The sequence below is a fragment of the Flavobacterium geliluteum genome (genome assembly GCF_017948595.1).
GTDB classification, from domain to species: domain Bacteria; phylum Bacteroidota; class Bacteroidia; order Flavobacteriales; family Flavobacteriaceae; genus Flavobacterium; species Flavobacterium flavipigmentatum.
On sequence record NZ_JAGFBV010000018.1, the window covers coordinates 63,603 to 87,052 of the forward strand.

23 protein-coding genes, 1 pseudogene and 1 riboswitch are annotated in these 23,450 nt (G+C 33.8%); of the genes and pseudogenes, 16 read left to right on the forward strand and 8 right to left on the reverse strand.

The genetic code is table 11. The features are described 5' to 3' along the window. Positions 1-1,143 carry an ABC transporter substrate-binding protein gene (locus tag J3495_RS12185; RefSeq protein ID WP_210666826.1) on the reverse strand — a complete coding sequence of 381 codons (1,143 nt, stop codon included), beginning with the start codon at positions 1,141-1,143 and terminating at the stop codon, positions 1-3. Between the two features lie 95 nt (positions 1,144-1,238). Between J3495_RS12185 and J3495_RS12190 the strand changes: the two genes are divergently transcribed. From J3495_RS12190 to J3495_RS12220, 7 genes are all read left to right on the forward strand, one after another. Beyond that, positions 1,239-1,601, forward strand: a complete 363-nt coding sequence (locus tag J3495_RS12190) for a DUF5522 domain-containing protein (RefSeq protein WP_210666827.1) — start codon at positions 1,239-1,241, stop codon at positions 1,599-1,601. A gap of 54 nt (positions 1,602-1,655) precedes the next feature. Then, a complete protein-coding gene (cobU, locus tag J3495_RS12195; protein WP_210666828.1) occupies positions 1,656-2,165 on the forward strand; it encodes a bifunctional adenosylcobinamide kinase/adenosylcobinamide-phosphate guanylyltransferase in 510 nt (169 codons plus the stop codon). Positions 2,166-2,191: 26 nt separating this feature from the next. Next, positions 2,192-3,871, forward strand: a complete 1,680-nt coding sequence (gene cobT / locus J3495_RS12200; RefSeq protein ID WP_210666829.1) for a nicotinate-nucleotide--dimethylbenzimidazole phosphoribosyltransferase — start codon at positions 2,192-2,194, stop codon at positions 3,869-3,871. A gap of 51 nt (positions 3,872-3,922) precedes the next feature. After that, a complete protein-coding gene (locus J3495_RS12205) occupies positions 3,923-4,720 on the forward strand; it encodes an adenosylcobinamide-GDP ribazoletransferase (protein WP_210666830.1) in 798 nt (265 codons plus the stop codon). Then, positions 4,705-5,241, forward strand: a complete 537-nt coding sequence (gene cobC / locus J3495_RS12210) for an alpha-ribazole phosphatase (RefSeq protein ID WP_210666831.1) — start codon at positions 4,705-4,707, stop codon at positions 5,239-5,241. The genes J3495_RS12205 and cobC overlap by 16 nt, the downstream gene beginning before the upstream one ends. Before the next feature lie 67 nt (positions 5,242-5,308). Continuing rightward, positions 5,309-5,544, forward strand: a riboswitch (cobalamin riboswitch). 27 nt (positions 5,545-5,571) lie between these two features. After that, on the forward strand, positions 5,572-7,425 hold the full coding sequence (locus tag J3495_RS12215) for a TonB-dependent receptor plug domain-containing protein (RefSeq protein ID WP_210666832.1): 1,854 nt from the start codon (positions 5,572-5,574) through the stop codon (positions 7,423-7,425). Positions 7,426-7,429: 4 nt separating this feature from the next. Then, positions 7,430-8,476, forward strand: a complete 1,047-nt coding sequence (locus tag J3495_RS12220; protein ID WP_210666833.1) for a YncE family protein — start codon at positions 7,430-7,432, stop codon at positions 8,474-8,476. Positions 8,477-8,539: 63 nt separating this feature from the next. Here the strand turns inward: J3495_RS12220 and J3495_RS12225 are convergent, their stop codons facing one another. Continuing rightward, positions 8,540-9,982 carry a S41 family peptidase gene (locus J3495_RS12225; RefSeq protein WP_210666834.1) on the reverse strand — a complete coding sequence of 481 codons (1,443 nt, stop codon included), beginning with the start codon at positions 9,980-9,982 and terminating at the stop codon, positions 8,540-8,542. Positions 9,983-10,142: 160 nt separating this feature from the next. On the opposite strand from J3495_RS12225, the gene J3495_RS12230 reads away from it, so the two are divergent. The 7 genes from J3495_RS12230 (at position 10,143) to J3495_RS12260 (ending at position 14,466) form a co-directional block, all read left to right on the forward strand. Then, positions 10,143-10,652, forward strand: coding sequence for an RNA polymerase sigma factor (locus J3495_RS12230; protein WP_210666835.1), 510 nt, complete (start codon positions 10,143-10,145; stop codon positions 10,650-10,652). Then, positions 10,639-11,097 (forward strand): hypothetical protein, encoded by a 459-nt coding sequence (locus J3495_RS12235; protein WP_210666836.1) that lies wholly within the window; start codon positions 10,639-10,641, stop codon positions 11,095-11,097. Before J3495_RS12230 ends, J3495_RS12235 begins: the two co-directional genes overlap by 14 nt. 16 nt (positions 11,098-11,113) lie before the next feature. Further along, on the forward strand, positions 11,114-11,641 hold the full coding sequence (locus J3495_RS12240; RefSeq protein ID WP_210666837.1) for a DUF4252 domain-containing protein: 528 nt from the start codon (positions 11,114-11,116) through the stop codon (positions 11,639-11,641). A gap of 1 nt (position 11,642) precedes the next feature. Next, positions 11,643-12,179 (forward strand): DUF4252 domain-containing protein, encoded by a 537-nt coding sequence (locus J3495_RS12245; RefSeq protein WP_210666838.1) that lies wholly within the window; start codon positions 11,643-11,645, stop codon positions 12,177-12,179. Positions 12,180-12,376: 197 nt separating this feature from the next. After that, complete coding sequence (locus J3495_RS12250) at positions 12,377-13,051, forward strand: TIGR02117 family protein (protein ID WP_210666839.1); 675 nt, start codon at positions 12,377-12,379, stop codon at positions 13,049-13,051. 7 nt (positions 13,052-13,058) lie between these two features. Continuing rightward, positions 13,059-13,457, forward strand: coding sequence for an inner membrane protein YiaA (gene yiaA, locus J3495_RS12255; RefSeq protein WP_210666840.1), 399 nt, complete (start codon positions 13,059-13,061; stop codon positions 13,455-13,457). A 373-nt stretch (positions 13,458-13,830) separates the two neighbouring features. Then, positions 13,831-14,466: a hypothetical protein gene (locus tag J3495_RS12260; RefSeq protein ID WP_210666841.1), complete on the forward strand. Its 636-nt coding sequence runs from the start codon at positions 13,831-13,833 to the stop codon at positions 14,464-14,466. 48 nt (positions 14,467-14,514) lie between these two features. Here J3495_RS12260 and carB read toward each other — a convergent pair whose 3' ends face one another. Together carB and rpmH are read right to left on the reverse strand one after the other, a co-directional pair. Further along, positions 14,515-17,370, reverse strand: coding sequence for a carbamoyl-phosphate synthase large subunit (gene carB / locus J3495_RS12265; RefSeq protein WP_210666842.1), 2,856 nt, complete (start codon positions 17,368-17,370; stop codon positions 14,515-14,517). Between the two features lie 145 nt (positions 17,371-17,515). After that, complete coding sequence (gene rpmH / locus J3495_RS12270) at positions 17,516-17,677, reverse strand: 50S ribosomal protein L34 (protein ID WP_008464848.1); 162 nt, start codon at positions 17,675-17,677, stop codon at positions 17,516-17,518. Between the two features lie 166 nt (positions 17,678-17,843). Between rpmH and J3495_RS12275 the strand changes: the two genes are divergently transcribed. Continuing rightward, a complete protein-coding gene (locus tag J3495_RS12275) occupies positions 17,844-18,359 on the forward strand; it encodes a DUF2892 domain-containing protein (protein WP_210666843.1) in 516 nt (171 codons plus the stop codon). 551 nt (positions 18,360-18,910) lie between these two features. Here the strand turns inward: J3495_RS12275 and J3495_RS12280 are convergent. After that, the gene (locus J3495_RS12280; protein ID WP_210666844.1) at positions 18,911-19,570 is read right to left on the reverse strand and encodes an alpha/beta hydrolase; all 660 of its coding nucleotides are present in this window, start codon (positions 19,568-19,570) and stop codon (positions 18,911-18,913) included. 214 nt (positions 19,571-19,784) lie between these two features. On the opposite strand from J3495_RS12280, the gene J3495_RS12285 reads away from it, so the two are divergent. Next, positions 19,785-20,069, forward strand: coding sequence for a GNAT family N-acetyltransferase (locus tag J3495_RS12285; protein WP_210666845.1), 285 nt, complete (start codon positions 19,785-19,787; stop codon positions 20,067-20,069). Between the two features lie 60 nt (positions 20,070-20,129). Here J3495_RS12285 and J3495_RS12290 read toward each other — a convergent pair whose 3' ends face one another. From J3495_RS12290 to J3495_RS19445, 3 genes and pseudogenes are all read right to left on the reverse strand, one after another. Then, positions 20,130-21,764, reverse strand: coding sequence for an ABC-F family ATP-binding cassette domain-containing protein (locus tag J3495_RS12290; RefSeq protein WP_210666846.1), 1,635 nt, complete (start codon positions 21,762-21,764; stop codon positions 20,130-20,132). A gap of 227 nt (positions 21,765-21,991) precedes the next feature. Beyond that, complete coding sequence (locus J3495_RS12295) at positions 21,992-23,167, reverse strand: GlmU family protein (RefSeq protein ID WP_210666847.1); 1,176 nt, start codon at positions 23,165-23,167, stop codon at positions 21,992-21,994. 174 nt (positions 23,168-23,341) lie between these two features. Further along, positions 23,342-23,450 (reverse strand): annotated as a pseudogene (locus J3495_RS19445) (IS982 family transposase); the annotation flags it as partial.

The following is a 23,450-nucleotide window of genomic DNA, read 5'->3' on the forward strand; positions in this document are numbered from 1 at the left end:
TTAATTCAATTTTGTTGCGAAAGTAAACTCATAACTTGGCAATGCATCAGGGTGAAAAATCTTGATATAATCTTTTAAAACCAAATCAGGCCGGCTTGGTGACAATTCGTAATAAATCGTTCCGCCAGTAGCGCCCATTTTGGCTTCAAAAGTATAAATTGTTTTCTTTTTAAAAGAATCAAACTCACTATAATGCGGATTGCTTTTTCCTAATTCGTCTAAAGATTTAAAAGAACTTGTCGCAATCCAGAAATCAGCCGTTTTTGCTTTATCCAAAACCTTCTCAAAAGACAAACCTTCGCTTCCGGTTCCTTTTAAATTTTCCCATAAATAGTTGGCTTGCGCATCTTTTATAAATTGTGCCACCCAACTATTCCCCTTCGCTACGTACCACAAATCCTGATACATTGACCCATACAAAACGCTAGAAGTAACCTGTTTACTGGCTACTAATTTTTTGGATTGATTATAGCTGAGTACTATTTTGTCAAACAATTCTTTGGCTTTTTCTTCTTTACCAAATAAGGCGCCATAAAGTTTGATCCATTCTGCTTTTCCTAAAGGAGATTGCTCCATCCAATCGCCCTGAATAAATACATTTAAACCACTTTTTTTCAAATTATGCAAAGTCGGATTATTATTATCTACTCCAAACGTAACAATCAGATCAGGCGCTAATGCAATTAATTGTTCAATGTTTAATTTTTCGTTTTGCCCCACGTTTTTAACGGCGCCTTTATCAATTAAAGCTCTTGTTTTTTTTGAAGAAATATAATCGGTGTGCGGAAAACCAACAAGTTTACTTTCAACTTCGAGCATTTCTAAAAAAGGAATATTTGTTGTAGAAGTCACTACTACCGAGTTTAAAGGAACCTGAATTGTAGTATAACTTTTTAAACTATCCGGTACGTTTACGTCTTTTTCTTTTAGCACATAAGTAAAATTTTTATTGGCTTCTGGCCAAGGATTCGTCACCGTAACTACAGAATATCCTTCTTGTTTTACAATCGAAAGTCCAGAAGCATATTCTATACTATTTTTGGCTATTGCGGTTTTTGCAACCTCTGCGGTTTCCGTTTTTTTACATCCGATGAGGGTACAAAAAAGTACCAAAAAAACTATTTTTTTCAAATAAAAATTCATGATTTAGGTTTTGGATAGTGACAAAGGTAGCGCTATTTCTAAATTTAGTGTTTATTTTTAATTGTAAAAAATTAAACAAATAATATCTTTACATCATGAATGCCATAAAAACAAAAGTTTGTTCCAATTGTCAAACGGCTTTTAGCTGCGGAGATATTTCTAAGGAAAACAAATGCTGGTGCAATGATTTTCCTCCTATTTTTACGCTCTCAGAATCGGCAGATTGTCTGTGCCCTTCTTGTTTCAAAAAGGCTTGTAGCGACAAAATAGATGACTATGTAGCAACCATTACACCCCAAAAAGCACTTACAAATAAAGCCCTATCTTTGCCTAAGGCAGAAAAATTAATAGAAGGAATCGATTATTATCTGGAAGACGAAAAGTTCGTATTTAAATCCTGGTTTCACTTAAAAAGAGGTTCCTGCTGTGGAAACAAATGCAGACATTGCCCATATTAGTTTAGAAAAAATACTTTTAAAGACGAATTAAAACTAAAAAAAAATATTTAAACCATGATCTATTTGATTACCGGAGGCGAACGTTCAGGAAAAAGCAGTTACGCTCAAAATTTGGCATTGAGACTTTCTAATTCGCCAATGTATGTGGCAACAGCTAGAAAATGGGACACAGACTTTCAGAACAGGATTGACAGACACCAATCAGAACGTGACGAACGCTGGACGAATATTGAAAAAGAAAAACACTTGAGTGAAATTGATTTTTCAGGAAAAGTAGCCTTGATTGATTGCGTAACACTTTGGTTAACGAACTTTTTTGTTGACACAAAAAACGATGTAGATATTAGTCTTGAAGAAGCCAAAAAAGAGTTCCTCATGATGGCCGGCCAGGAAAATACAACTTTAATTATTGTAACAAACGAAATCGGGATGGGCATACATGCGGAGACACATATTGGCAGAAAATTTACCGAATTGCAAGGCTGGATGAACCAATTTCTAGCTTCAAAAGCTGATGAAGTTGTTTTAATGGTTTCTGGAATTCCTGTCAAAATAAAGGGATAAATAATGGTACTTGATTGTTAAAACTTATGAGTTATTTAGATAATATATTAAAATCACGTCGCGATACTCGCCACTTTACAGCTGATGAAGTTCCTGATGAAGTCATTCAGAACGCTTTGCAGGCAGGACATTGGGCGCCATCTGTGGGTTTGACTGATGCCACAAAATATTATATTATCAAGTCTGCTGATGTAAAAAGCGCCATTAAAAATTTGTTTTTAGATTATAATAAAAAAGCAGAAGCGCTCACTGACAATCCAGAACAAAAAGAACATTATAAATCATTGAAACTAGAAGCGATTGAAGAAGCGCCCATCGGACTTATTATCGCTTATGATCGCTCGGTTCTGAATCAATTTACGATTGGCACTGTTGGAAGCAATGAAGCGGTAAAATTTAGCTCGGTTTGTGCCGCGCAAAACATTTGGTTATCCCTTACTGAACAAGGTTACGGCATGGGTTGGGTTTCGATTTTAAATTATTATCAGTTCAAGAAAATACTAAATTTACCTGAAGAAATAGAGCCACTAGGCTATTTTTGCATCGGAAAACCAGCCACCAACTATGACAATCAGCCGATGTTGCAACAATTGCATTGGAAACAAAAATCGGAAGCACCGGATTGTACTGAAATAAAAAATATTATGGAAAGTAGTATTGTAGATTTACCTCTACAATCTGCCAAAACCTTTAAAACAACAGCTGATTTTGATCGGCTTTTAAAGGACAAAATCGACTCAAAAACAAAGCCACTCGGTGCTTTGGGAGTTTTAGAAACACTTGCTTTTCAGATGGCGACAGTTTTTCAAACTTTAGAACCTAAAATAACGAACCCTAATATAGTGGTTTTTGCGGCAGATCACGGCATTGCCAATCATGGCGTAAGTGCCTATCCACAGGACGTAACGCGACAAATGGTTGCCAATTTTCTGGACGGTGGTGCCGCAATAAATGTGTTTTGCCAGCAAAATGATATTCGGTTATCGATTGTAGATGCTGGCGTGAATTATGATTTTCCAACAAATACCAATTTAATAAATGCTAAAATTGCCAAGGGAACCCAGTCTTTTCTGCATATTCCAGCGATGAGCGAAGCTGAATTACAATTGTGTTTTGAAAAAGGAAAATCCATCGTTGAAAACATCACCAAAAGTTGTTCCAACTGCATCGGTTTTGGAGAAATGGGCATCGGGAATACTTCTACAGCAGCTGTTTTAATGAGTGTTTTAACAGGTTTCACTATTGAGGAATGTGTTGGAAAAGGCACTGGAGTTGATGACGAAAAACTTATTGTGAAGCAAAATTTACTAAAAAAAGCAATTGAAAATTATTCCGGTCAAGCCGAATTGATGGAGCAACTGGCTTATTTTGGAGGTTTTGAGATCCTACAAATGGCAAGCGGAATGCTAACGGCTTTCGAAAACAAAATGTTGATTTTGGTAGATGGATTCATTTGTACTGTCGCTTTTTTAATTGCATCCAAAATAAATCCCACAATTAAAAACAATACTGTTTTTTGCCATTGTTCTGCCGAAAAAGCACATCAAAAACTACTTGATTATTTAAACGTAAAACCTATTTTGCAACTCGATCTGCGTTTGGGCGAAGGTACAGGCTGTGCGATTGCTTTTCCTGTTTTAAAATCAGCGGAATCTTTTTTGAATAAAATGGCTAGTTTTGAAAGTGCTGGCGTGAGTCAAAAATAAACTGATGTCATTTAAAAAATAATTTTAACCCCAATAAAAACCTTCTTTTTAATGAAAAAAGAACTTCATATTTTCTTTACCTCTCTGATGTTTTATACCCGCATTCCCTGTCCAAAAAACATCGATCACCATCCGGATTACCTCAACAAAGCGACCCGCTATTTTCCTTTGATTGGTTGGATAGTGGGAACCATTTCGTTTTCAATCTTCTATATTTCATCACTTTTTCTATCTGTAGAAATCGCTGTCATTATGGCAATTATTGCCTCGGTACTTACAACAGGAGCGTTTCATGAAGACGGATTTGCAGATGTTTGTGATGGTTTTGGCGGAGGCTGGACTAAAGAAAAGATTTTGCTAATTATGAAAGATAGCGCGATTGGAGCGTATGGAGCGATTGGTGTGGTTTTGCTTTTTTTACTAAAATACAAATTGCTTTCAGACTCGATTGTATTGCTTCAAACATCCGATACAAATACTATTTTTAAAGTTTATCTGCTCTTCATTTCCGCTCATGCTTTGAGTCGTTTGGCGGCAATAACGATTATTTTTACACATGAATATTCGCGTAATGACGCCACCAGCAAAAGCAAACCTATTGCTAAAAATTACACTTGGAAAGAGGTTTTAGGTGCTTTTTTCTTTGGTCTTTTGCCTTTGCTTGCACTTGCCTTCTTTCATTACAAAACACTTCTTGCGTTAATTCCAGTTTTTATTATCCGCTATTTTTTGGCTCGTTATTTCCAGAAATGGATTGGCGGTTACACTGGAGATTGTTTGGGCGCAACACAACAAGTTTGCGAAATTATATATTATCTAAGCCTTCTTTTTTTATGGAAATTTATCTAGTTCGGCATACCGAGACAATTTGCGAAAAAGGAATTTGTTACGGACAATCTGATGTAGCTTTGGCTGAAAATTTCGAACCTGCTTTTGATGCAATACTTACCCAATTACCTTCAGAAGCAATTGTGTTTTCAAGTCCTTTGCAACGTTGTACTATTTTAGCAAAACACATTCAAAGCAACATAAAAACTATTTCGTATCAGGAAGATTTTCGATTAATGGAAATGAATTTTGGAAATTGGGAATTGAAAAACTGGAACGAAATCCCTCCAGAGCAACTCAATCCGTGGATGGAAGATTTTGTAAACATTCCTGCTTATAATGGTGAATCTTTTACAGATTTACATCAAAGAATCGGCAAATTTCTATCAGAGCAACTTTCAAAAAAAACAAACAAACCTCTCGTTATCGTTACACACGCAGGCGCCATTCGAAGCATCTTATCTCATCATACTTCTTTACCTCTAAAAGATGCTTTTCAAAATAAAGTAGATTTTGGACAAGTCATAAAAATTGCTCTGTAAATATTGTTTTGCCTAAAATTTGACAATTAAAAACAAAGAAATTTGATAATTATATAATTTTAACTTTATATTTGCATCCAATTAAGGTTGTGTTTTAATTTCAAAACACATTAAAAGGGAATCAAGTTACTAGTCATCGACAAAAATTCGACAACTATAAATCTTGAGCTGTACCCGCAACTGTAAGCTTAGTTCTGTAAAAAGAATGCTTGTTGTTAGCTACAAACCACTGCTCGCCGCCGCGAGTGGGAAGGTAAACAACAAGACGCAAGCCAGGAGACCTGCCTTTGAAACAATTATCGAGCTCTCGGGAAAAAGAGTGTAGAAATTATGACTTTAAAAAAACGCTTTGCATTTTGCTTTCTATTTTTGTGCCAGATACTTTTGGCGCAGCAGGACTCTATTCTCAATCTTAAAGAAGTTATCGTTGCTGATAAAAATCTCAAAAAATATTCCAATTCGCAATCGGTATTAAAACTTAGCGATTCGGTTATTAACAAAAATGCAGCATTACTGACCAATTTATTAAATTTTAATTCTTCAATTTATTTCAAAGAATACGGTCGTGGAATGCTGTCGACAGTATCGTTTAGAGGAACGACGTCTTCGCAGACTGCCGTAATCTGGAACGGAATCAACATCAATTCGCAAATGAATGGAAGTACTGATTTTAACACCATTTCGGGTTCAGATTACAATTCTGTCAGTGTGAAAGCTGGCGGCGGAAGCGTGATCTATGGAAGTGGTGCCGTTGGAGGAACCGTTCATTTAAACAATGATATGAGTTTTTACAACCGTTTTGAGAACAATCTAAAACTAGATTATGGTAGCTTCAACACTATCGGAATCAATTACAAAACGAATATTTCTAACGAAAAGTGGAGTACGCAAATTGGTTTTTCAAAAAACAGCTCTACCAATGATTATAAATATCTCAACCGTTATACCTGGAGAGGCGAACAGCGCTGGAACCAAAACGGGCAGTATGATGTAATTACGATGAGCGCTAATTTAGGATATAAATTTGATACTAAAAACAGCTTAAAACTATACAGCCAAACGTCTAACACCGATCGAAATACCTCGTTGGTTTCTGAAAACGAAACAAAGAGCAAATACATCAATGGTTTTAATCGAAATTTACTTGAGTACAATGGTGATTTTGGCAAATTAACGACCAATTTTAAAACGGCCTATATTTTTGAAAATTATCAATATTTTGCTGATAATACTCGTAAAGATTTCACGTATGGTAAAACCGAAAGTTTGATTACCAAAGTCGATTTGGGTTATCGGCTTTTTAAATCGGTAGAAATAAACGGGATTTTAGACTATAATAGAACCAAAGGTTACGGTTCTGGTTTTGGCAGTCACGTAAGAGAAATTAGCTCGGCTTCTTTATTGATCAAACAAGATGTTTCAAAAGACTGGAAAAATGAATTTGGTATTAGAAAAGAGTTTACAGACAATTATAAATCACCCATTTTATTCTCACTAGGATCCTCTTACCAGTTTAGTAAATTATATAATTTGAAATTTAATTTTTCCCGAAATTTCAGAATTCCAACCTACAATGATTTGTATTGGGAAGAAGGTGGCAACCCAGATTTAAAACCCGAAAATTCCTATCAAACAGAAATCGGGAATGTTTTTACATTTAAAAACTTATCGCTGACTCAGACCTTCTATTACATTAAAATCAATGATTTACTGCAATGGGTTCCGGGCCAAAACGGTATTTGGTCTCCCCAAAACACAAACAAAGTAAGAAGCTACGGAACCGAAACAATATTAGGTTGGAAAAAACAGTTTGACAAAAATTATTTTGCAGCAAATGCGACTTACGCTTACACAATTTCTGAAAATATTGACACCAAAAAGCAACTTTTCTTTGTGCCATTTCACAAAATCACGGGAGCCATATCCTATTCCCGAAACAACATTTCGGCCAATTATCAAATCCTGTACAATGGTTTTGTATACACAAGGGCAGATAATGATCCTAACGAAATTATAGATGCGTATTTGATTTCCAACATTGGAATTGATTATGATTTTAAATTTTTAGACTCTTTCAAACTTGGTATTCAGGTTTTGAATCTTTTTAATCAAGAGTATGAGAGTCTTGAAGACAGACCGATGCCGGGTCGCAATTTTAATATGTATTTAACCTTAAAATTTTAATATAATGAAGTTTAGCAAATTATTTTTAATAGCACTTAGCGTTTCGTTATTTGTTTCATGTTCGAATGATGATGAATCTAATGAACCAAAAGGAATCTATGATAATGGTTTTTTTATTTTGAATGAAGGATCTTCAGGACAAGGTACCGTTTCGTTCTCAAGTGATGATTTCAACGCCTTTACAAAAGATGCTTACACTACTGCCAACGGAACTGATTTGCTTGGAAAATATGCTCAAAACATCTTTTTTGATGGTGACAGAGCTTACATTATTGCTGGTGGTTCTAATGTAATTAATGTCGTAAACAGATATACTTTTAAATTAATTGCAAAAATAGAGACAGGATTAGCAACCCCAAGATACGGTGTTGTAAAAGATGGAAAAGCCTATGTAACCAATGCAAATACTTACTCTTATATCAACCCAACAACAGGAAATACAGATGATTATGTAGCAGTGATCAATTTGGCTACAAACACTGTAGATACCAAAATTGCATTAAATGCTACTGCCAACAGGATTCTTTTAGAAAACGGGAAATTATACATTACAGAACCATACAACAACGACAAATTGTTAGTAATTAATCCGAGTACAAACACACTTGAAACACCAGTGACAATTGGTACTAGTGCCGATTGTATGGATGTAAAAGATGGCGTTTTATATATTTTAAGAAGTCCTAGCAGCGACAGAAGTGAAATTGTAAAAGTAAAATTATCAGACAAAACAACTTCTAAAATCACATTTCCTGAAGCATTAGACGGAGCCGGATATTTAGACATTTATAATGACAAAGTTTATTATACTGTAAGTAATTCTGTGTACGCCATAAACAGTTCTGCCACTACTGCTTCTACAACGGCAATTGTTACAGCGGCTTCGGTTGCTAATTTATACGGATTTGCTGTTAACAACAATCGCATTTACATGGCAGATAGTGGAAATTATACATCAGACAGTAAAGCTTATATCTACAACTTCAACGGAGTTTTAGAAAAAGAATTAATGGTTGGTATAGCCCCAAACGGTTTTTACTTTAATAATTAAATGTTTTTGGAATTTTATTATTAAAAAAAAAGCTCTCAGAACTGAGAGCTTTTTTTGTGTTTACTACTTTAGCGATCTTAAAAGCCCTTCCGGAGCTTCGTCGATATACATTTGATTGCGTATTCCGCTTAATATTTTAGAATCCGCTACAGCGCTAAATTGCTTACTTTTATTTTCAATTGCTTTTTTACCCGAACCTGTAATTTTTGAAATAGTCGTACTTAATAAAGGTTCTGACGGATCTCCCAAAACACCCATAGTCTCCACTTGTTCGTTCTGGGCATAAGTTGGTGTTAACCCATCAGCATATTCACCAAAACCAGAAGCATTAATGATTTTAAGAACCAAAGGCTGCATGGCATATTTATGATTCGGATTTCGGTTTGCTTTTCCAAATGTTGGAGAATCGTACAACGTAATAGAACCCACATTTTTACCAACTGTTGTCTCTCCTACTTGTACGACAGAAATATAAGGCACCAAACCATTTATAACCAGTTCACTTGCAGATGCTGTTGCATCTGTTGTAATGACATAAACTTTTGTCAAATTCAGACTATTAATAGCCGTTCCATCTATTTTGTCAACAAATCTATTGTTTAATGATTCGGGATCATCGCTTTCAAAATAAGTATTAATTTTAGCATTCCATTTTTCTTTAGCAAATATTTTATCTGTAAACTGACCTGTAATCATACTTGCCAGACGAGTTGCCGTTAGTACAGAACCACCACCATTGTATCTCAAATCCAAAATTAAATCTGTAATTCCTTGTGCTTTTAATTCTCCAAAAGCAGCATTTAACTGAGCATCGTAATTGGCATAAAAACCATTATACATTAAATATCCAATTTTATGGCTTCCGGAAGTAATCACTTTATTGATAAGAATAGGATTTTCATCTAAAGTTGTTTTGGTCAGAGACAACGTTTTTCCGTTAGACTGAATCGTTGATCCACTTAAAGTCGCAAAATTTAAAGTATAAGTATCGGCAGCTATCAAAGCTTGATAATTAGAAATCGTAAGTTGCGTACCATTTATACCCGTAAAAAGTTCCCCGCGTTTTATATCTTTTGTCGAAGCATCAGAATTTGGAATAATATAGCGTACAAAACCCACCAAATTATCAGAACCCGAACTAATGCGTGCCAGTCTAAAATCTACTCCATTACTTTTTGAAGTACCCTGAAGCTCTTGTTCAAGCACCGTATAATCATCTACAATCCAGCTAAAACGATCTTGCGATTTATACAATAGTGCATCAAATAACGTTTTTGGTTCGTCATAACCGCTTAAAAAAGAATTTAAAGCATCCTGATTAGCAAAACGATCGTCTGCCAAATTAGGAATATCAGCCTGATACAAATAGAATTGATTCAGTCCTTTCCAGATGAAATCATTTACTTGTAAATCTGATGAAACACGAACATCATCCTGATCTTCACAAGACTGCAAAGCAAAGACAGCGACAAATAGTAATAGTAGGGTTTTTAATATTGGTTTCATAAAAGAGGGTTTCAATTATAGTATTAACGTAAAAATACTACCTTTAGTTTTAACAACTAGAAATTTATATCTCTTTTTTATAAAAAAAAATTATTCTTGCTGTAACAAAAATAATTGTACCTCGTCTTGACTATATAAGCTAACGAATAATTTTTGATTTATGAATCAAATTGTGTTTATCGAATTAATAAATCCTTTTAAAGACAAAGTATTTCGTCTGGCAAAAAGATTACTCACCAGTACCGAAGAAGCAGAAGATGCGACTCAGGAAGTAATAGTAAAATTATGGAACAAAAAAGAAGATTTAAACCATTATAATAATGTAGAAGCACTAGCGATGACGATGACTAAAAATTATTGTTTGGATCAGTTAAAATCTAAAAGAGCCGGAAATCTTAAAATAGTTCACGATAATTACACCGATCGGGCGCCACAATTAGACAAAAAATTAGAAGACAGTAATAGTTTAGAATGGGTAGAAAAAATTATAAGTCAGTTACCCGAACAGTTGCAAATATTAATTCAGTTACGCGATGTTGAACAATATGAATTTGATGAAATTGCGAAAATTGTCAACATGAATGAAACTGCTATCCGGGTAGCACTTTCGAGAGCGAGAAAAAAAATTAGAGAATCAATGCTTAATACACATCAATATGGAATTAAATAATATAGAAAACATAATAGAAAAATACTTTCAGGGAGAAACGAGTATTGCAGAAGAAAAACAATTAAAAGACTATTTTTCTTCATCAAATGTTGCGCAGCATTTAAAGCAATACCAACCAATGTTTGGTTATTTCTCTCAAGTAAAAGAGCAAAAATCGACGCAGGAGATTCCACTACAAACTAAAAAACGAAATGTGGCGTGGTTATCAATTGCAGCTTCAGTTGCTGTTTTACTGGCAGCAGGAACCTTTTTTTATGTGAGCGAAAAAAACACAACACCGGTTGTAGCGCAATCAGAATTAGGAACCTATGACAATCCCGAAGAAGCGTTAGAGGCTACTCAAAAAGCTTTGGCGTTATTGTCAAACAATGTAAATGTAGGTATTGAAAGTGTACAATACATTAAAGAATACGAACAATCAAAAAACAAAATTTTTAAACAATAATTAAATAAAATATATCATGAAAAATCTCATCATAACCCTGGTTTTTGCTCTTTTTACAACAGCTTTTTATGCCCAAAGTGCCTTTGACAAATTTGATGGTCAGGACGACGTAACTTCAGTAATTGTCAACAAAAAAATGTTTGACTTAATGAGTAAAGTAAAAGTAGACACATCGGATAAAGAAATGAAACAATACATCAATCTAATCAAAAAATTAGACTATTTAAAAGTGTTTACCACCAAAAGTTCCCATGTTGAAGCAGATATGAAAGCCACAGCTGACAAATATATCAAAACAGCAGGTTTGGAAGAATTAATGCGAATTAACGATGGCGGAAGAAACGTAAAAATATTAGTAAAATCAGGTGCCAGTGACACACAAGTAAAAGAATTACTAATGTTTATTGACGGAGCAAAAAATCAGGAATCGGTTTTACTATCGCTAACAGGTAACTTTGATCTAAACGAAATTTCAGTACTAACAGACAAAATGCAACTTCCTGGAGGTGCAGACTTAAAAAAAGCCTCTAAAGGCAAAAAATAAGATGAAAATAAGTGTTTTTACCTCCGCCCTATTGGTTTTACTAACTTTAATAAGTTGTAATTATGAACCTTCTTTGCAAAAATATTTTGTAGAAAATAGCGAGAACAAAGATTTTATTGCCCTTGATGTTTCGCCAAATATTTTAAATTTGGATAAGGCAAAACTATCAGCGACTCAAACCGAAGCTTTAAATTCTTTTGATAAAATGAATATTCTTGCCTTTAAAGTTACTGATAAAAACAAAGCCGAATTTGAGACTGAAAGAATCAAAGTCAATGCGATCATCAAAAATCCAAAATACCAGCAATTAATAAAGGTTGGTTCGGGTAAAGACGGAGCATCTATAAGCTATGTGGGCACTGATGAAAACATCGAAGAATTTGTGGTTTTTGCCAACAGAAAAGAAAATGGATTTGTAGTGGTTCGTGTCTTAGGAAAAGACATGAATCCGAATAACATCATGACTTTACTGTCTGTGCTGAAAGAATCAAAAATCGACATGGAACAATTGAAGCCTTTGCAGCAATTAATGAAATAATAAAATCATCTTACTTTAGTACTTAAAAGCTCCTTTACGGGAGCTTTTTTTATACTTTATATTTAAAAAGAATTTTCTGTGTAATTGTTTAAATTTTATTTTGATATGAAATATATTTAGTTAAATTTGATGAAAATAATTCAAATTACAATTATTTATTTATAAGTTTATTCTTTCGATAAAAACTATACATTCAATTGAAAAAAATAGCAAAAGTACTTTTTAAAACAATCCTAATCTTTGTTGGATTTATCTTTTTATATGCTGTATCTGCTTATTTAATTTCCAAAATAACTATTGAAAGAGAATCCGATACAAAATCAGAAGTTCCTATCTACATCCTGACAAATGGTGTTCATACTGATATTGTGATGCCTGCAAAAAATGATCAGATAGATTGGAGTAAACAAATAAAATTTAAAAACACCAAGTCGGCAGACACAACTTATAAATACTTAGCAATGGGTTGGGGTGACAAAGGTTTTTACCTCGAAACTCCAGAATGGTCAGATCTAAAAGCTTCTGTTGCGCTAAAAGCTGCTTCGGGTTTAAGCACCACAGCCATACATGCTACGTACTATAAAAGTCTAAAAGAAGGTGAAGATTGCAAAAAAATAATGATCAGTAAAGAGCAATACAATCGTTTGATAAAATACATTAACGAAAGTTTTCAAAAAGATGCTTCAGGCAATTTTGTACTCATTACAACCGATGCCAATTATGGTAAAACCGATGCTTTTTACGAAGCCAACGGAAGTTACAGCTTATTACGCACCTGCAACACCTGGGCCAATAGTGGCTTAAAAAGCAGCGGTCAGAAATGTTGTTTATGGACAGCGACAGATTCAGGAATTTTTTCAAAATATAAATAAAGTAAACATGGTACAAAAAACATCGAATGCCTTTATAGCGGCATCTTGGGTAGCTCTTGGAGCAGGAACAATCGGATTTATAGTGGGACTTGCAAGAGCAGAAATGCTATTGAACGAAAAAGGATATTATTTTACCGTTTTAATGTTCGGTTTATTTGCTGTAGTTTCATTGCAAAAAAGCGTTAGAGACAGACTAGAAAAATTACCTGTTACAGACATGTATTATGGGATTTGCTGGTTCGGAACACTTTTATCCATTGTATTACTGATTGTCGGACTTTGGAATGCGACTATTTTACCAAGTGAAAAAGGTTTTTATGCTTTTGCATTTTTATTAGCGCTTTTTGGTGCTATTTCGGTACAGAAAAACACTAGAGATAATATGTCGTTTGAGAAAATTGAATAAAAGAATCAATAACGTAAACTATCGAGTTTTAAAATATTTACTTACCTGTTTTGAACTCTTTTCAATGTTCAGAATAACAATATTTAACATTTTTTTTTAAGAAATTATCTATAATTTTTATTTAAACTCTGAGTAAAAATTGTACATTTGTTTAAATCAAGAGGTAAAAATGACTTTTGATATTATTCATAACCTAATAAACTTATATTATGACAAATGCTATTCTTGCCGCAATGTATTGGCTATCTAAACAATTAAAATAATCAAAATTATTAAATTGTAAATATCCATATTACCAATTGTAATATGGATATTTTTTTAAAAATTAATGTAACTAATTCCAAAAAATACGTCTAACTATTAAAAGTTAGTTATGAAAGATACAAATGATTTAAAAGCTTTGAAAAAGACTTGGGAAAGTTTGGATTTAAAAACCCCTATAATAGAGCAAACTGAATTAAAAAAAATAATTCATCAAAACTCGCAGTCTGTTGTAAAAAAAATACTTATAATAAGTCTTATAGAATTTTTACTATCTATACTACCATATTGCTTTAAAAGTAAGCAATATCTTTCAAAAGAAATAATACAAATTCAAAATAGCAAAGTGATTATTTATTTAGACTATATTTATTATATAGTTTTCATGTATTTTGTAATACAATTTTATATTAATTTTAAAAAAATCAATATAAATTCAAATTTAAATAATTTATCTAAAAATATTTTAAATACAAGAAAATCAGTATATAATTACATTTACTCCAGTTTAATTATTTTCAATTTAAACTCACTTGTTTTTGCTTATTTATATCTAAACAATGATTTGTACTATAAAAATTTTATAAATTCAAATCATTCACATAATAACTTAATTATTGTCATATTTTATACCATAGTAATTCTATTTTCAGCAATTGTTTCATTTTCAATCTGGCATATATATAAAATATTATATATAAGATTAATAAAACAATTGGATCAAAATTTTGATGAATTAAATAAATAAAAAATGCTCCAACTAAATTGGAGCATTTTTTTTATCAAGTTTCGAGTTTTACTTACTCAAATACATTTTTCTTCTTGAGTACAATTCGTAAAATTGATCATCTTTTAGGTCATCAATAAACAAAATACTTTCTCCTGTCGATTTCATTTCTGGCCCTAATGCTTTGTTTACATTATGGAATTTACTGAAAGAGAAAACGGGTTGCTTGATTGCGTATCCTTTTAATTGTGGATTAAAATCAAAGTCGGTTACTTTATTATGTCCTAACATTACTTTTGTAGCATAATTTACATAAGGTTCTCCATAAGCTTTTGCAATAAATGGCACCGTTCTAGAAGCTCTAGGATTGGCCTCGATAATATAAACCGTATCATCTTTTATCGCAAACTGAATATTGATCAAACCAACTGTTTTTAAAGCTCTGGCGATTTTAACAGTATGATCTTTAATTTGTTGCATCACAAATTCGCCTAAGTTAAAAGGAGGCAATGTCGCGTTACTATCTCCAGAGTGTACTCCACAAGGCTCGATATGCTCCATAATCCCAATGATGTAAACATTACCATCGGCATCACAAATTGCATCTGCTTCGGCTTCGATCGCTCCTGCCAAATAATGATCTAGGAGTAGTTTGTTCCCCGGAATCGTTTTCAATAAATTGATAACATGCTCTTCCAATTCTTTCTTATTAATTACAATTTTCATTCCCTGACCTCCTAATACATAAGAAGGACGAATCAATAATGGGAAGTCTAAGGTATCGGCGAGAGCAGAAGCTTCATCTGCCGTTTCAGCAATTCCAAATTGTGGGAAAGGAATGTGTAATTCTCTCAATAAATCTGAGAAACGTCCTCTGTCTTCCGCTAAATCAAGTGCATCAAAACTAGTTCCGATAATTTTTACTCCGTATTTAGATAATTTTTCAGCCAGTTTCAAAGCTGTTTGTCCACCTAACTGCACAATTACACCTTCTGGTTTTTCGTGTTGAATAATGTCATAAATGTGTTCCCAGAAAACAGGCTCGAAGTATAATTTATCGGCTGTATCAAAATCAGTCGAAACCGTTTCAGGATTACAGTTGATCATAATTGTCTCGTAACCACATTCTTTAGCAGCCAAAACTCCGTGTACACAAGAATAATCAAACTCAATTCCTTGACCGATTCTGTTAGGTCCAGAACCAAGCACTATAATTTTCTTTTTGTCTGTAACAATGCTTTCATTATCTACATAACGCTCGCCGTTTGCTTTCTCGATTTCGGCTTCAAAAGTCGAATAATAATACGGTGTTTTAGCTTTAAACTCAGCTGCACAGGTATCCACCAACTTAAACACACGGTTGATCTTCTGATCCATACGCAACGTATGCACCTCACTTTCCAGACAATTTACCATGTGAGCAATTTGTCTGTCGGCAAAACCTTTTTGTTTCGCTTCAAGCAATAATTCTTTAGGAAGATTGGTTACTTTATAGTTCGAAATTTCTTTCTCTAAAGTATAAAGTTCCTCGTATTGTTTCAAGAACCACATATCGATTTTGGTAATTTCATGAATACGGCTCAACGGAATTCCCATCGCAATAGCATCATAAATTACAAAAACACGATCCCAACTTGCAAAAGTTAGCTTCTCGATAATTTGTTCGTAGTTTTTATATCCTTTTCCGTCTGCTCCTAAACCGTTTCTTTTAATTTCCAGAGATTGAGTAGCTTTGTGTAAAGCTTCCTGAAAAGAGCGTCCGATTCCCATTACCTCACCCACCGATTTCATTTGAAGTCCCAACGTTCTGTCAGCACCTTCAAATTTATCAAAATTCCAACGAGGGATTTTTACAATTACATAATCTAAAGTCGGTTCAAACAATGCCGAAGTAGATTTTGTAATCTGGTTTTGCAATTCATCTAAGTTATATCCCAAAGCTAGTTTAGAAGCAATTTTAGCAATTGGGTACCCCGTTGCTTTTGATGCTAAAGCAGAAGAACGAGACACACGAGGATTAATCTCTATGGCAACAATATCTTCTTTTTCATCTGGAGAAACCGCAAATTGTACGTTACAACCTCCAGCAAAATTCCCGATACTACGCATCATCAAGATGGCATAATCACGTAATTTCTGAAAAGTTTTATCCGACAATGTCATCGCTGGTGCCACCGTAATAGAATCTCCAGTATGAATTCCCATCGGGTCCATATTTTCGATAGAACAGATAATGACAACATTATCATTTTTATCTCTTAAAAGTTCTAACTCATATTCTTTCCACCCCATCAAAGCTTTGTCTATCAAAACTTCATGTATTGGAGAAGCTTCCAAACCACGAGTTAAAAGCTCATCAAAATCTTCTTTTTTGTACACAATCGCAGCTCCTGTTCCTCCAAGGGTAAACGAAGGACGAATTACCAATGGGAAACCAAATTCCTGAGCAATTTCTTTCCCTTCAAGATAAGAAGTAGCTGTTTTGGCTGGTGCAGTTGGCACATTAATTCTTTCTAAAAGCTGTTTAAACTGCTCTCTGTCTTCGGTAATATTAATAGCGTTTACATCAACACCAATCAATTTTACGCCAAAATCCTGCCAAATCCCTTTTTCTTCTGCCTCCAAACATAAATTCAGAGCCGTTTGACCACCCATTGTTGGTAAAACAGCATCAATTTGCGGATGTTCCTTTAGAATTTCAATAATCGATTTTGTCGTTAGTGGCTTCAAATAAATATGATCGGCCATAGTTGGGTCGGTCATAATTGTCGCTGGATTTGAGTTGATCAAGATAACTTCAATTCCTTCTTCACGAATAGAGCGTGCAGATTGAGAACCTGCATAATCAAATTCGCAAGCTTGACCAATAACAATAGGTCCTGACCCTATTATTAAAACTGATTTTATTGATGTGTCTTTAGGCATTTTATTTGTATTGTGTAGTTATATAAAGTACTTTAAAAAACATTCGTAGTGTATTCTAAACTAGAACGTTGCAAATTTTTTACCAACAAGGTATAAAAAAAGGCGATACTAAAAAAGTAACGCCTTATTTATGTTTATACAAACATTATTTTTTGTGTCTAGGTTCGCTAGAAACAGTCAATTTATGTCTTCCTTTTGCTCTTCTGCGCGCTAGAACTTTTCTTCCATTTGCAGAAGCCATTCTGTCCATAAATCCGTGCTTATTTCTTCTTTTTCTTTTCGATGGTTGAAATGTTCTTTTGCTCATTGCTTTGTATCTTTAAAATGGTATCTAATATCTCTTTTCTGTTTTTGAATATCGTTATTCTAAAACCGAGTGCAAATATACAAAGACTTTTTTTTCTGGCAAGTACTTTAATAAAAATATTTTTAATTCATTTTACTATATTTGCAATCACAAATATACATCTATTATGTTTCACAAAAATATTAAACTTATTTTAGCCGGACTTCTTGTAGTCGCAGGCGTTTGGCAATTTACAGAGAGCAATATCGGGAATGGAATTTTCCTTATTTTATTGACTGCGATTCCAATTTTTCTTTATTTCAAAAACGAATTTATTCTTTTGGCCTTCCTTAAATTAAGAAAACAAGACTTCGAAGGTGCAAAAAAATGGCTGGCATACATCAAAAATCCTGAAACTGCATTGGTACGAAAACAACAAGGATACTTCAATTATTTGCACGGAATCATGTTATCGCAGACCAATATCAACCAAGCAGAGAAACATTTTAAAAAAGCAATCGAACTGGGACTTTCTATGGATATGGACTTGGCAGTTGCTAAATTAAATCTTGCAGGAGTTGCCATGTCAAGACGTAGAAAACTTGAAGCTACTAATTTATTAAACGAAGCAAAAAAATTAGACAAACAAGGCATGCTAAAAGAGCAAATCACAATGATGAAAGATCAAATGAAGAAAATCTAAACTTCTTTAAAAATTTCAAAAATATCTCAAAATCCCAAATTCTAAAGAGTTTGGGATTTTTTTTATCATTGTGAGCAACGAAACAACCTCACTAAACCTATTATCAAAACAATCAGGAGCTATTTCCTGCTATCCGCTTGTATCTTTTCCTTGCTAAAGGAGCAAGAAAAAGGATACCACTGCTATCAGAGCTAGGAGACCCCATTTCACATGAAGATTTATCGTCTAGTTTGTGATCCCGAAGAACGATGAATCTCCATAAGCGGCTCAAAAAGTAACAAACTTTGTGTTAGTTTCTCGCTAAGACTCCTCGCTCCTCGGAATGACAAGATTGTGCAAAATAACTTTGTGTAAAGATTTCGCAGCAACCTTTGTCAACGTTTAAAAAATTTCACCCTTAGTTTGTCTTTGCGAGGAACGAAGCAATCTCACTAATAATAAAATACAAAGTTTGATCTGGCAAGTAAGATTGCTTCGTTCCTCGCAAGGACTTTGTTTGCGTAAAAAACAATTGGAATTTGGAATTTCAAAAAATTGGAATTTTTAAAATTTTAATCCTCTAAAATAATCGAGGACAAATTTTCATTCAGCCATTTGTATTTATTGATGATCATTATGTGCGTTCCGCCTTTTACAATAATACATTTTTTGATATATTTTATAGGAAAAACATCATCCTGATCTCCGTGAATGTGAACAACTTTTTCGTCAATTTCACTTCTTTCCCAACAAATTACTGCTTCTACTGCCCATTGCAAATAAGTCAAATCACGAACAGCCAAAAACTTCTCGTAGAGCTTAATTCGTTTATTAATTTTTTCTCCAAAAGAAAATTTAGCCAGATTTTCTATATTCAGTAATAATTTCATCGGAATCAATTTGTAAGCTTTTGTTGTTTTTCCGATTTTCATTCTTCTCGGAAACTCTACATTGCTCCTTACACTCGAAATAATGATTATTTTTCTGATTTTAATATGTTTTGACATTTCCTGCACTAAAATCCCACCGAAAGAAACCCCTATCAAAACTGGGTTTTCATGATTGATATTTTTAGTAATTCGAAGCGCATAATCTGATAACGATTCTTTTGCAAGCGGAATTTCCCACTCCAGCAAACACATTTCAAAAACAGACTCATCCAATTTGATTCTTTCAAAAATAGTCGAACTTGCTGCTAAACCTGGCATAAAATAAACGGGAATCTTACTCATTATTCTGAAAAGGAATTAGAATTATGTTTTTAAAATTTAAAGCTAAAATTACTTTTTTTAGTAATACCAATAGCAAATCTTATACCTAATTGTCTTAAAATTATATTCAGTTGTAAAACAAGTCAAAATTACCACTTTGTTAAATAGTTCAATATTGAAAATCAAATGATTATCTTTGCAATCATCCCCAATAATTAAGAAACCTCTCGCCTCTATGGAAATCAAAGACAATACGTTTGCACGACAATTTGAGATTACAGTCCCTGAAGGATTACTGACAGTAGAATATTCATTTCAAGAAAAGAAAATTTTTCTAACAAAAATCAACAAACCCGATCTATTTGAAGACGAAGCCGTTATTGATGAAGTACTAACCAACATCATGGAAATTATTACCGAGAAAAAATTCAAATTGATGCCTATTTTCCCCAGAGTTGTACAGTTTATCAAAAAAAACCCTATTTATAAAGAGTTACTCCCGCCAGGAATACGCATGTAATTTCATAAAAAAAGCACAAGATTCAACTTGTGCTTTTTTGGTTTTATACCGAATCGAAGATTACTTCTCGATTTCTCTCATCGAATCCATTTTTTTGTGTGCCAAGAAACCGGCAACATCCTCAAAGTGCTCTTTTACACGTTTATTACCAAACTCAAAAACCTTAGTCGCTAATCCGTCAAGGAAATCACGATCGTGCGAAACCAGAATTAAAGTTCCATCAAAATCGCGCAAAGCGTCTTTGATAATATCCTTAGTTTTCATGTCTAAGTGATTTGAAGGCTCATCCAGAATCAGTAAATTTACTGGCTCCAACAACAATTTTATCATCGCCAAACGGGTTTTTTCACCACCTGAAAGCACTTTTACTTTTTTGGTAATATCGTCACCCTGGAACATAAAAGCGCCCAAAATATTCTTAATCTGAGTTCGAACATCTCCAACTGCAATATTATCAATAGTTTCAAAAATGGTAGCATTTTCGTCTAATAAGGAAGCTTGATTTTGAGCAAAATATCCAATTTGTGAATTATGACCAATTTCTACACTACCTTCATCAATGCCAATTTCTTTCATAATAGCTTTGATCATAGTCGATTTTCCTTCACCATTTTTACCCACAAAAGCTACTTTCTGACCTCTTTCGATTACAATATTTGCATCTTTAAAAACCACATGATCACCATACGATTTAGACAAATCTTTTACCACAACAGGATATTGTCCTGAACGCGCTGCAGGTGGAAATTTTAATTTTAATGCCGAATTATCTACTTCGTCAACTTGCACGATAACCAATTTTTCGAGCATCTTTACACGAGACTGTACCGCATCTGTTTTAGAGAAAGTACCTTTAAAACGATCAATAAAAGCACGGTTATCAGCAATCATTTTTTGCTGCTCATCGTACGCTTTTTGCTGGTGCACGCGACGATCTTTTCTAAGTTCTAAATAATGAGAATATTTTGCTTTGTAATCGTAAATTCTTCCCATTGTGACTTCGATAGTACGATTGGTAATGTTATCTACAAAAGCTCTATCGTGCGAAATAACTACCACTGCTTTTGCCTGATTTATTAAAAACTCTTCCAACCATTGAATACTTTCGATATCCATGTGATTGGTTGGCTCATCGAGTAAAATCAAATCTGGTTTTTGCAATAAAATTTTTGCAAGTTCGATACGCATTCTCCAACCTCCGGAAAATTCAGAAGTCTGGCGTCCAAAGTCTTCACGTTCGAAACCTAAACCAACCAAAATTTTCTCCACTTCAGCTTCGTAATTTACTTCTTCAATCGCATAAAATTTTTCGCTTAAATCTGAAACTCTTTCGATTAATTTCATGTAAGCGTCACTTTCATAATCAGTACGGATCGTCAACTGCTCGTTGATTTCATCCATTTCAGCTTTCATTTTAAAAATTTCACCAAACGCTTTGGATGCTTCTCCCATAACAGTTGACCCATCCTGAGTTAATAAATGCTGTGGCAAATAGGCCACAACAGCCTCTTTTGGAGTCGAAATACTACCGGTAGAAGGCTTACTTTGACCTGCAATTATTTTTAAAAGCGTCGATTTTCCCGCACCATTTTTACCCATAAGGGCAATTTTATCATTTTCATTGATAGCAAAAGAAACATCGCTAAATAATGTAGTTCCGCCAAACTGAACCGAAATATCGTTAACTGTAATCATTATTTTATATGAATTTGTTTAATCGGTTAATCGTTACTTTGATCACCCATTTTTTTGTGGTGCAAAGATAGATTAATTAGATAATTAGGCAATTAGAAAATGTGTCAATTTGAGAATTTACGAATTAGATAATTCTCTAAACCTACTAAAAAGCAAAACCCGACAAGTTTTAACAACCTGTCGGGTTCGCAAAAATTATCTCACTATCAAATTGACCAATTATCTAATTAATCCTTTCTCCATTTTTTAGTCTCTTCAAAAACATATTCCAGAATAGCTGCTTCGGTTGCATCAAAATCGATATTTCTTCTACCCATTACTAATTTAGCCGTTTCAAAAGCTTTTTTGGTGATGTAAGTTGTAAAGCCTGCTGCTCCTCCCCACGAAAAACTCGGAACAAAATTGCGCGGAAAGCCTGAACCAAAAATATTCGCACTTACACCAACTACAGTACCCGTGTTAAACATTGTATTGATACCGCATTTACTATGATCCCCCATCATTAAACCACAAAATTGAAGTCCTGTTTTAGCAAAACCCTCCGTCTCATAGCTCCATAATTTCACTTCTTCATAGTTATTTTTTAGGTTTGAATTGTTGCTGTCTGCTCCAATATTACACCATTCGCCCAAAACAGAATCTCCTAAAAAGCCATCATGACCTTTATTTGAATTTGCAAACAAAACCGAATTTTTTACTTCTCCTCCAATTCTAGAACCAGGTCCAACAGTGGTTGCACCATATATTTTTGCATTCAATTTTACTTGTGCATTCTCACACAAAGCAAAAGGCCCACGAATTACAGTACCCTCCATAATCTCGGCATTTTTTCCGATATAAATAGGACCAGCCGAAGCATTAAGAGTCACAAACTCCAACTTTGCTCCTTCTTCTATAAAAATATTTTCTGGCGCTATTACGTTCACACTTTTAGGAATGGCTTGTGATTTTCTATCTTCAGTCAAAAAGTTAAAATCTTCGCGAATCGCCAAATCATTTTTAGAAAAAATATCCCAAGTATGTTCAACAGTTAAACAATCGCCGTCATATTGAATGATTTCGTAACTATCAAAATCAACTTCTTCCTGATTTTCGTACGTAAAAAAAGCAATTACTTCATCACCTTTAAAAATTGCCTGATTAACTTTTAGATCCGAAACCATTTCGGCCAGCGTATCATTAGGCAAAAAAGAAGCATTAATCATTATATTTTCTTCCAGCTCCACCATTGGGAATTTCTCAGACAAATACTCTTCGGTAATCGTAGTTGTTGTCGACCCTAAACGCATTTCCCATTTTTGTCGAATAGTCATAATTCCGATTAAAATATCGGCGACCGGGCGGGTAAATGTAAAAGGCAATAACGCATTCCGGACGGGACCGTCAAAAAGAATGTAGTTCATAAAATTGATTTAATATTGTTAAAATTGATTTGGTTACCGAATTCAAAGTTACAAATATTTATGAGTTTCATTAAAAAGCATTTTATCCAAAATAAAGAAAACAATTACTTTCTAGAGTTAAAGCTAAATATAGTAAAGAAACATGGCCTTCATATTAATAATTAATTCAAGTTGCTAGTTAATTGTTTTATTTAATTGTAATCCGAATACAAACAATGTAAGCTTTATTAGAAATCCTTCCAATGTAACAGCATGTATTGTTCTGGGGAATAATTTTTTAATA

Coding starts and splice junctions, on each gene's coding strand:
- J3495_RS12185 (WP_210666826.1), bottom strand. CDS start 1,143: ATGAATTTTTATTTGAAAAAAATAGTTTTTTTGGTACTTTTTTGTACC.
- J3495_RS12190 (WP_210666827.1), top strand. CDS start 1,239: ATGAATGCCATAAAAACAAAAGTTTGTTCCAATTGTCAAACGGCTTTT.
- cobU (WP_210666828.1), top strand. CDS start 1,656: ATGATCTATTTGATTACCGGAGGCGAACGTTCAGGAAAAAGCAGTTAC.
- cobT (WP_210666829.1), top strand. CDS start 2,192: ATGAGTTATTTAGATAATATATTAAAATCACGTCGCGATACTCGCCAC.
- J3495_RS12205 (WP_210666830.1), top strand. CDS start 3,923: ATGAAAAAAGAACTTCATATTTTCTTTACCTCTCTGATGTTTTATACC.
- cobC (WP_210666831.1), top strand. CDS start 4,705: ATGGAAATTTATCTAGTTCGGCATACCGAGACAATTTGCGAAAAAGGA.
- J3495_RS12215 (WP_210666832.1), top strand. CDS start 5,572: ATGACTTTAAAAAAACGCTTTGCATTTTGCTTTCTATTTTTGTGCCAG.
- J3495_RS12220 (WP_210666833.1), top strand. CDS start 7,430: ATGAAGTTTAGCAAATTATTTTTAATAGCACTTAGCGTTTCGTTATTT.
- J3495_RS12225 (WP_210666834.1), bottom strand. CDS start 9,982: ATGAAACCAATATTAAAAACCCTACTATTACTATTTGTCGCTGTCTTT.
- J3495_RS12230 (WP_210666835.1), top strand. CDS start 10,143: ATGAATCAAATTGTGTTTATCGAATTAATAAATCCTTTTAAAGACAAA.
- J3495_RS12235 (WP_210666836.1), top strand. CDS start 10,639: ATGGAATTAAATAATATAGAAAACATAATAGAAAAATACTTTCAGGGA.
- J3495_RS12240 (WP_210666837.1), top strand. CDS start 11,114: ATGAAAAATCTCATCATAACCCTGGTTTTTGCTCTTTTTACAACAGCT.
- J3495_RS12245 (WP_210666838.1), top strand. CDS start 11,643: ATGAAAATAAGTGTTTTTACCTCCGCCCTATTGGTTTTACTAACTTTA.
- yiaA (WP_210666840.1), top strand. CDS start 13,059: ATGGTACAAAAAACATCGAATGCCTTTATAGCGGCATCTTGGGTAGCT.
- J3495_RS12260 (WP_210666841.1), top strand. CDS start 13,831: ATGAAAGATACAAATGATTTAAAAGCTTTGAAAAAGACTTGGGAAAGT.
- carB (WP_210666842.1), bottom strand. CDS start 17,370: ATGCCTAAAGACACATCAATAAAATCAGTTTTAATAATAGGGTCAGGA.
- rpmH (WP_008464848.1), bottom strand. CDS start 17,677: ATGAGCAAAAGAACATTTCAACCATCGAAAAGAAAAAGAAGAAATAAG.
- J3495_RS12275 (WP_210666843.1), top strand. CDS start 17,844: ATGTTTCACAAAAATATTAAACTTATTTTAGCCGGACTTCTTGTAGTC.
- J3495_RS12280 (WP_210666844.1), bottom strand. CDS start 19,570: ATGAGTAAGATTCCCGTTTATTTTATGCCAGGTTTAGCAGCAAGTTCG.
- J3495_RS12285 (WP_210666845.1), top strand. CDS start 19,785: ATGGAAATCAAAGACAATACGTTTGCACGACAATTTGAGATTACAGTC.
- J3495_RS12290 (WP_210666846.1), bottom strand. CDS start 21,764: ATGATTACAGTTAACGATATTTCGGTTCAGTTTGGCGGAACTACATTA.
- J3495_RS12295 (WP_210666847.1), bottom strand. CDS start 23,167: ATGAACTACATTCTTTTTGACGGTCCCGTCCGGAATGCGTTATTGCCT.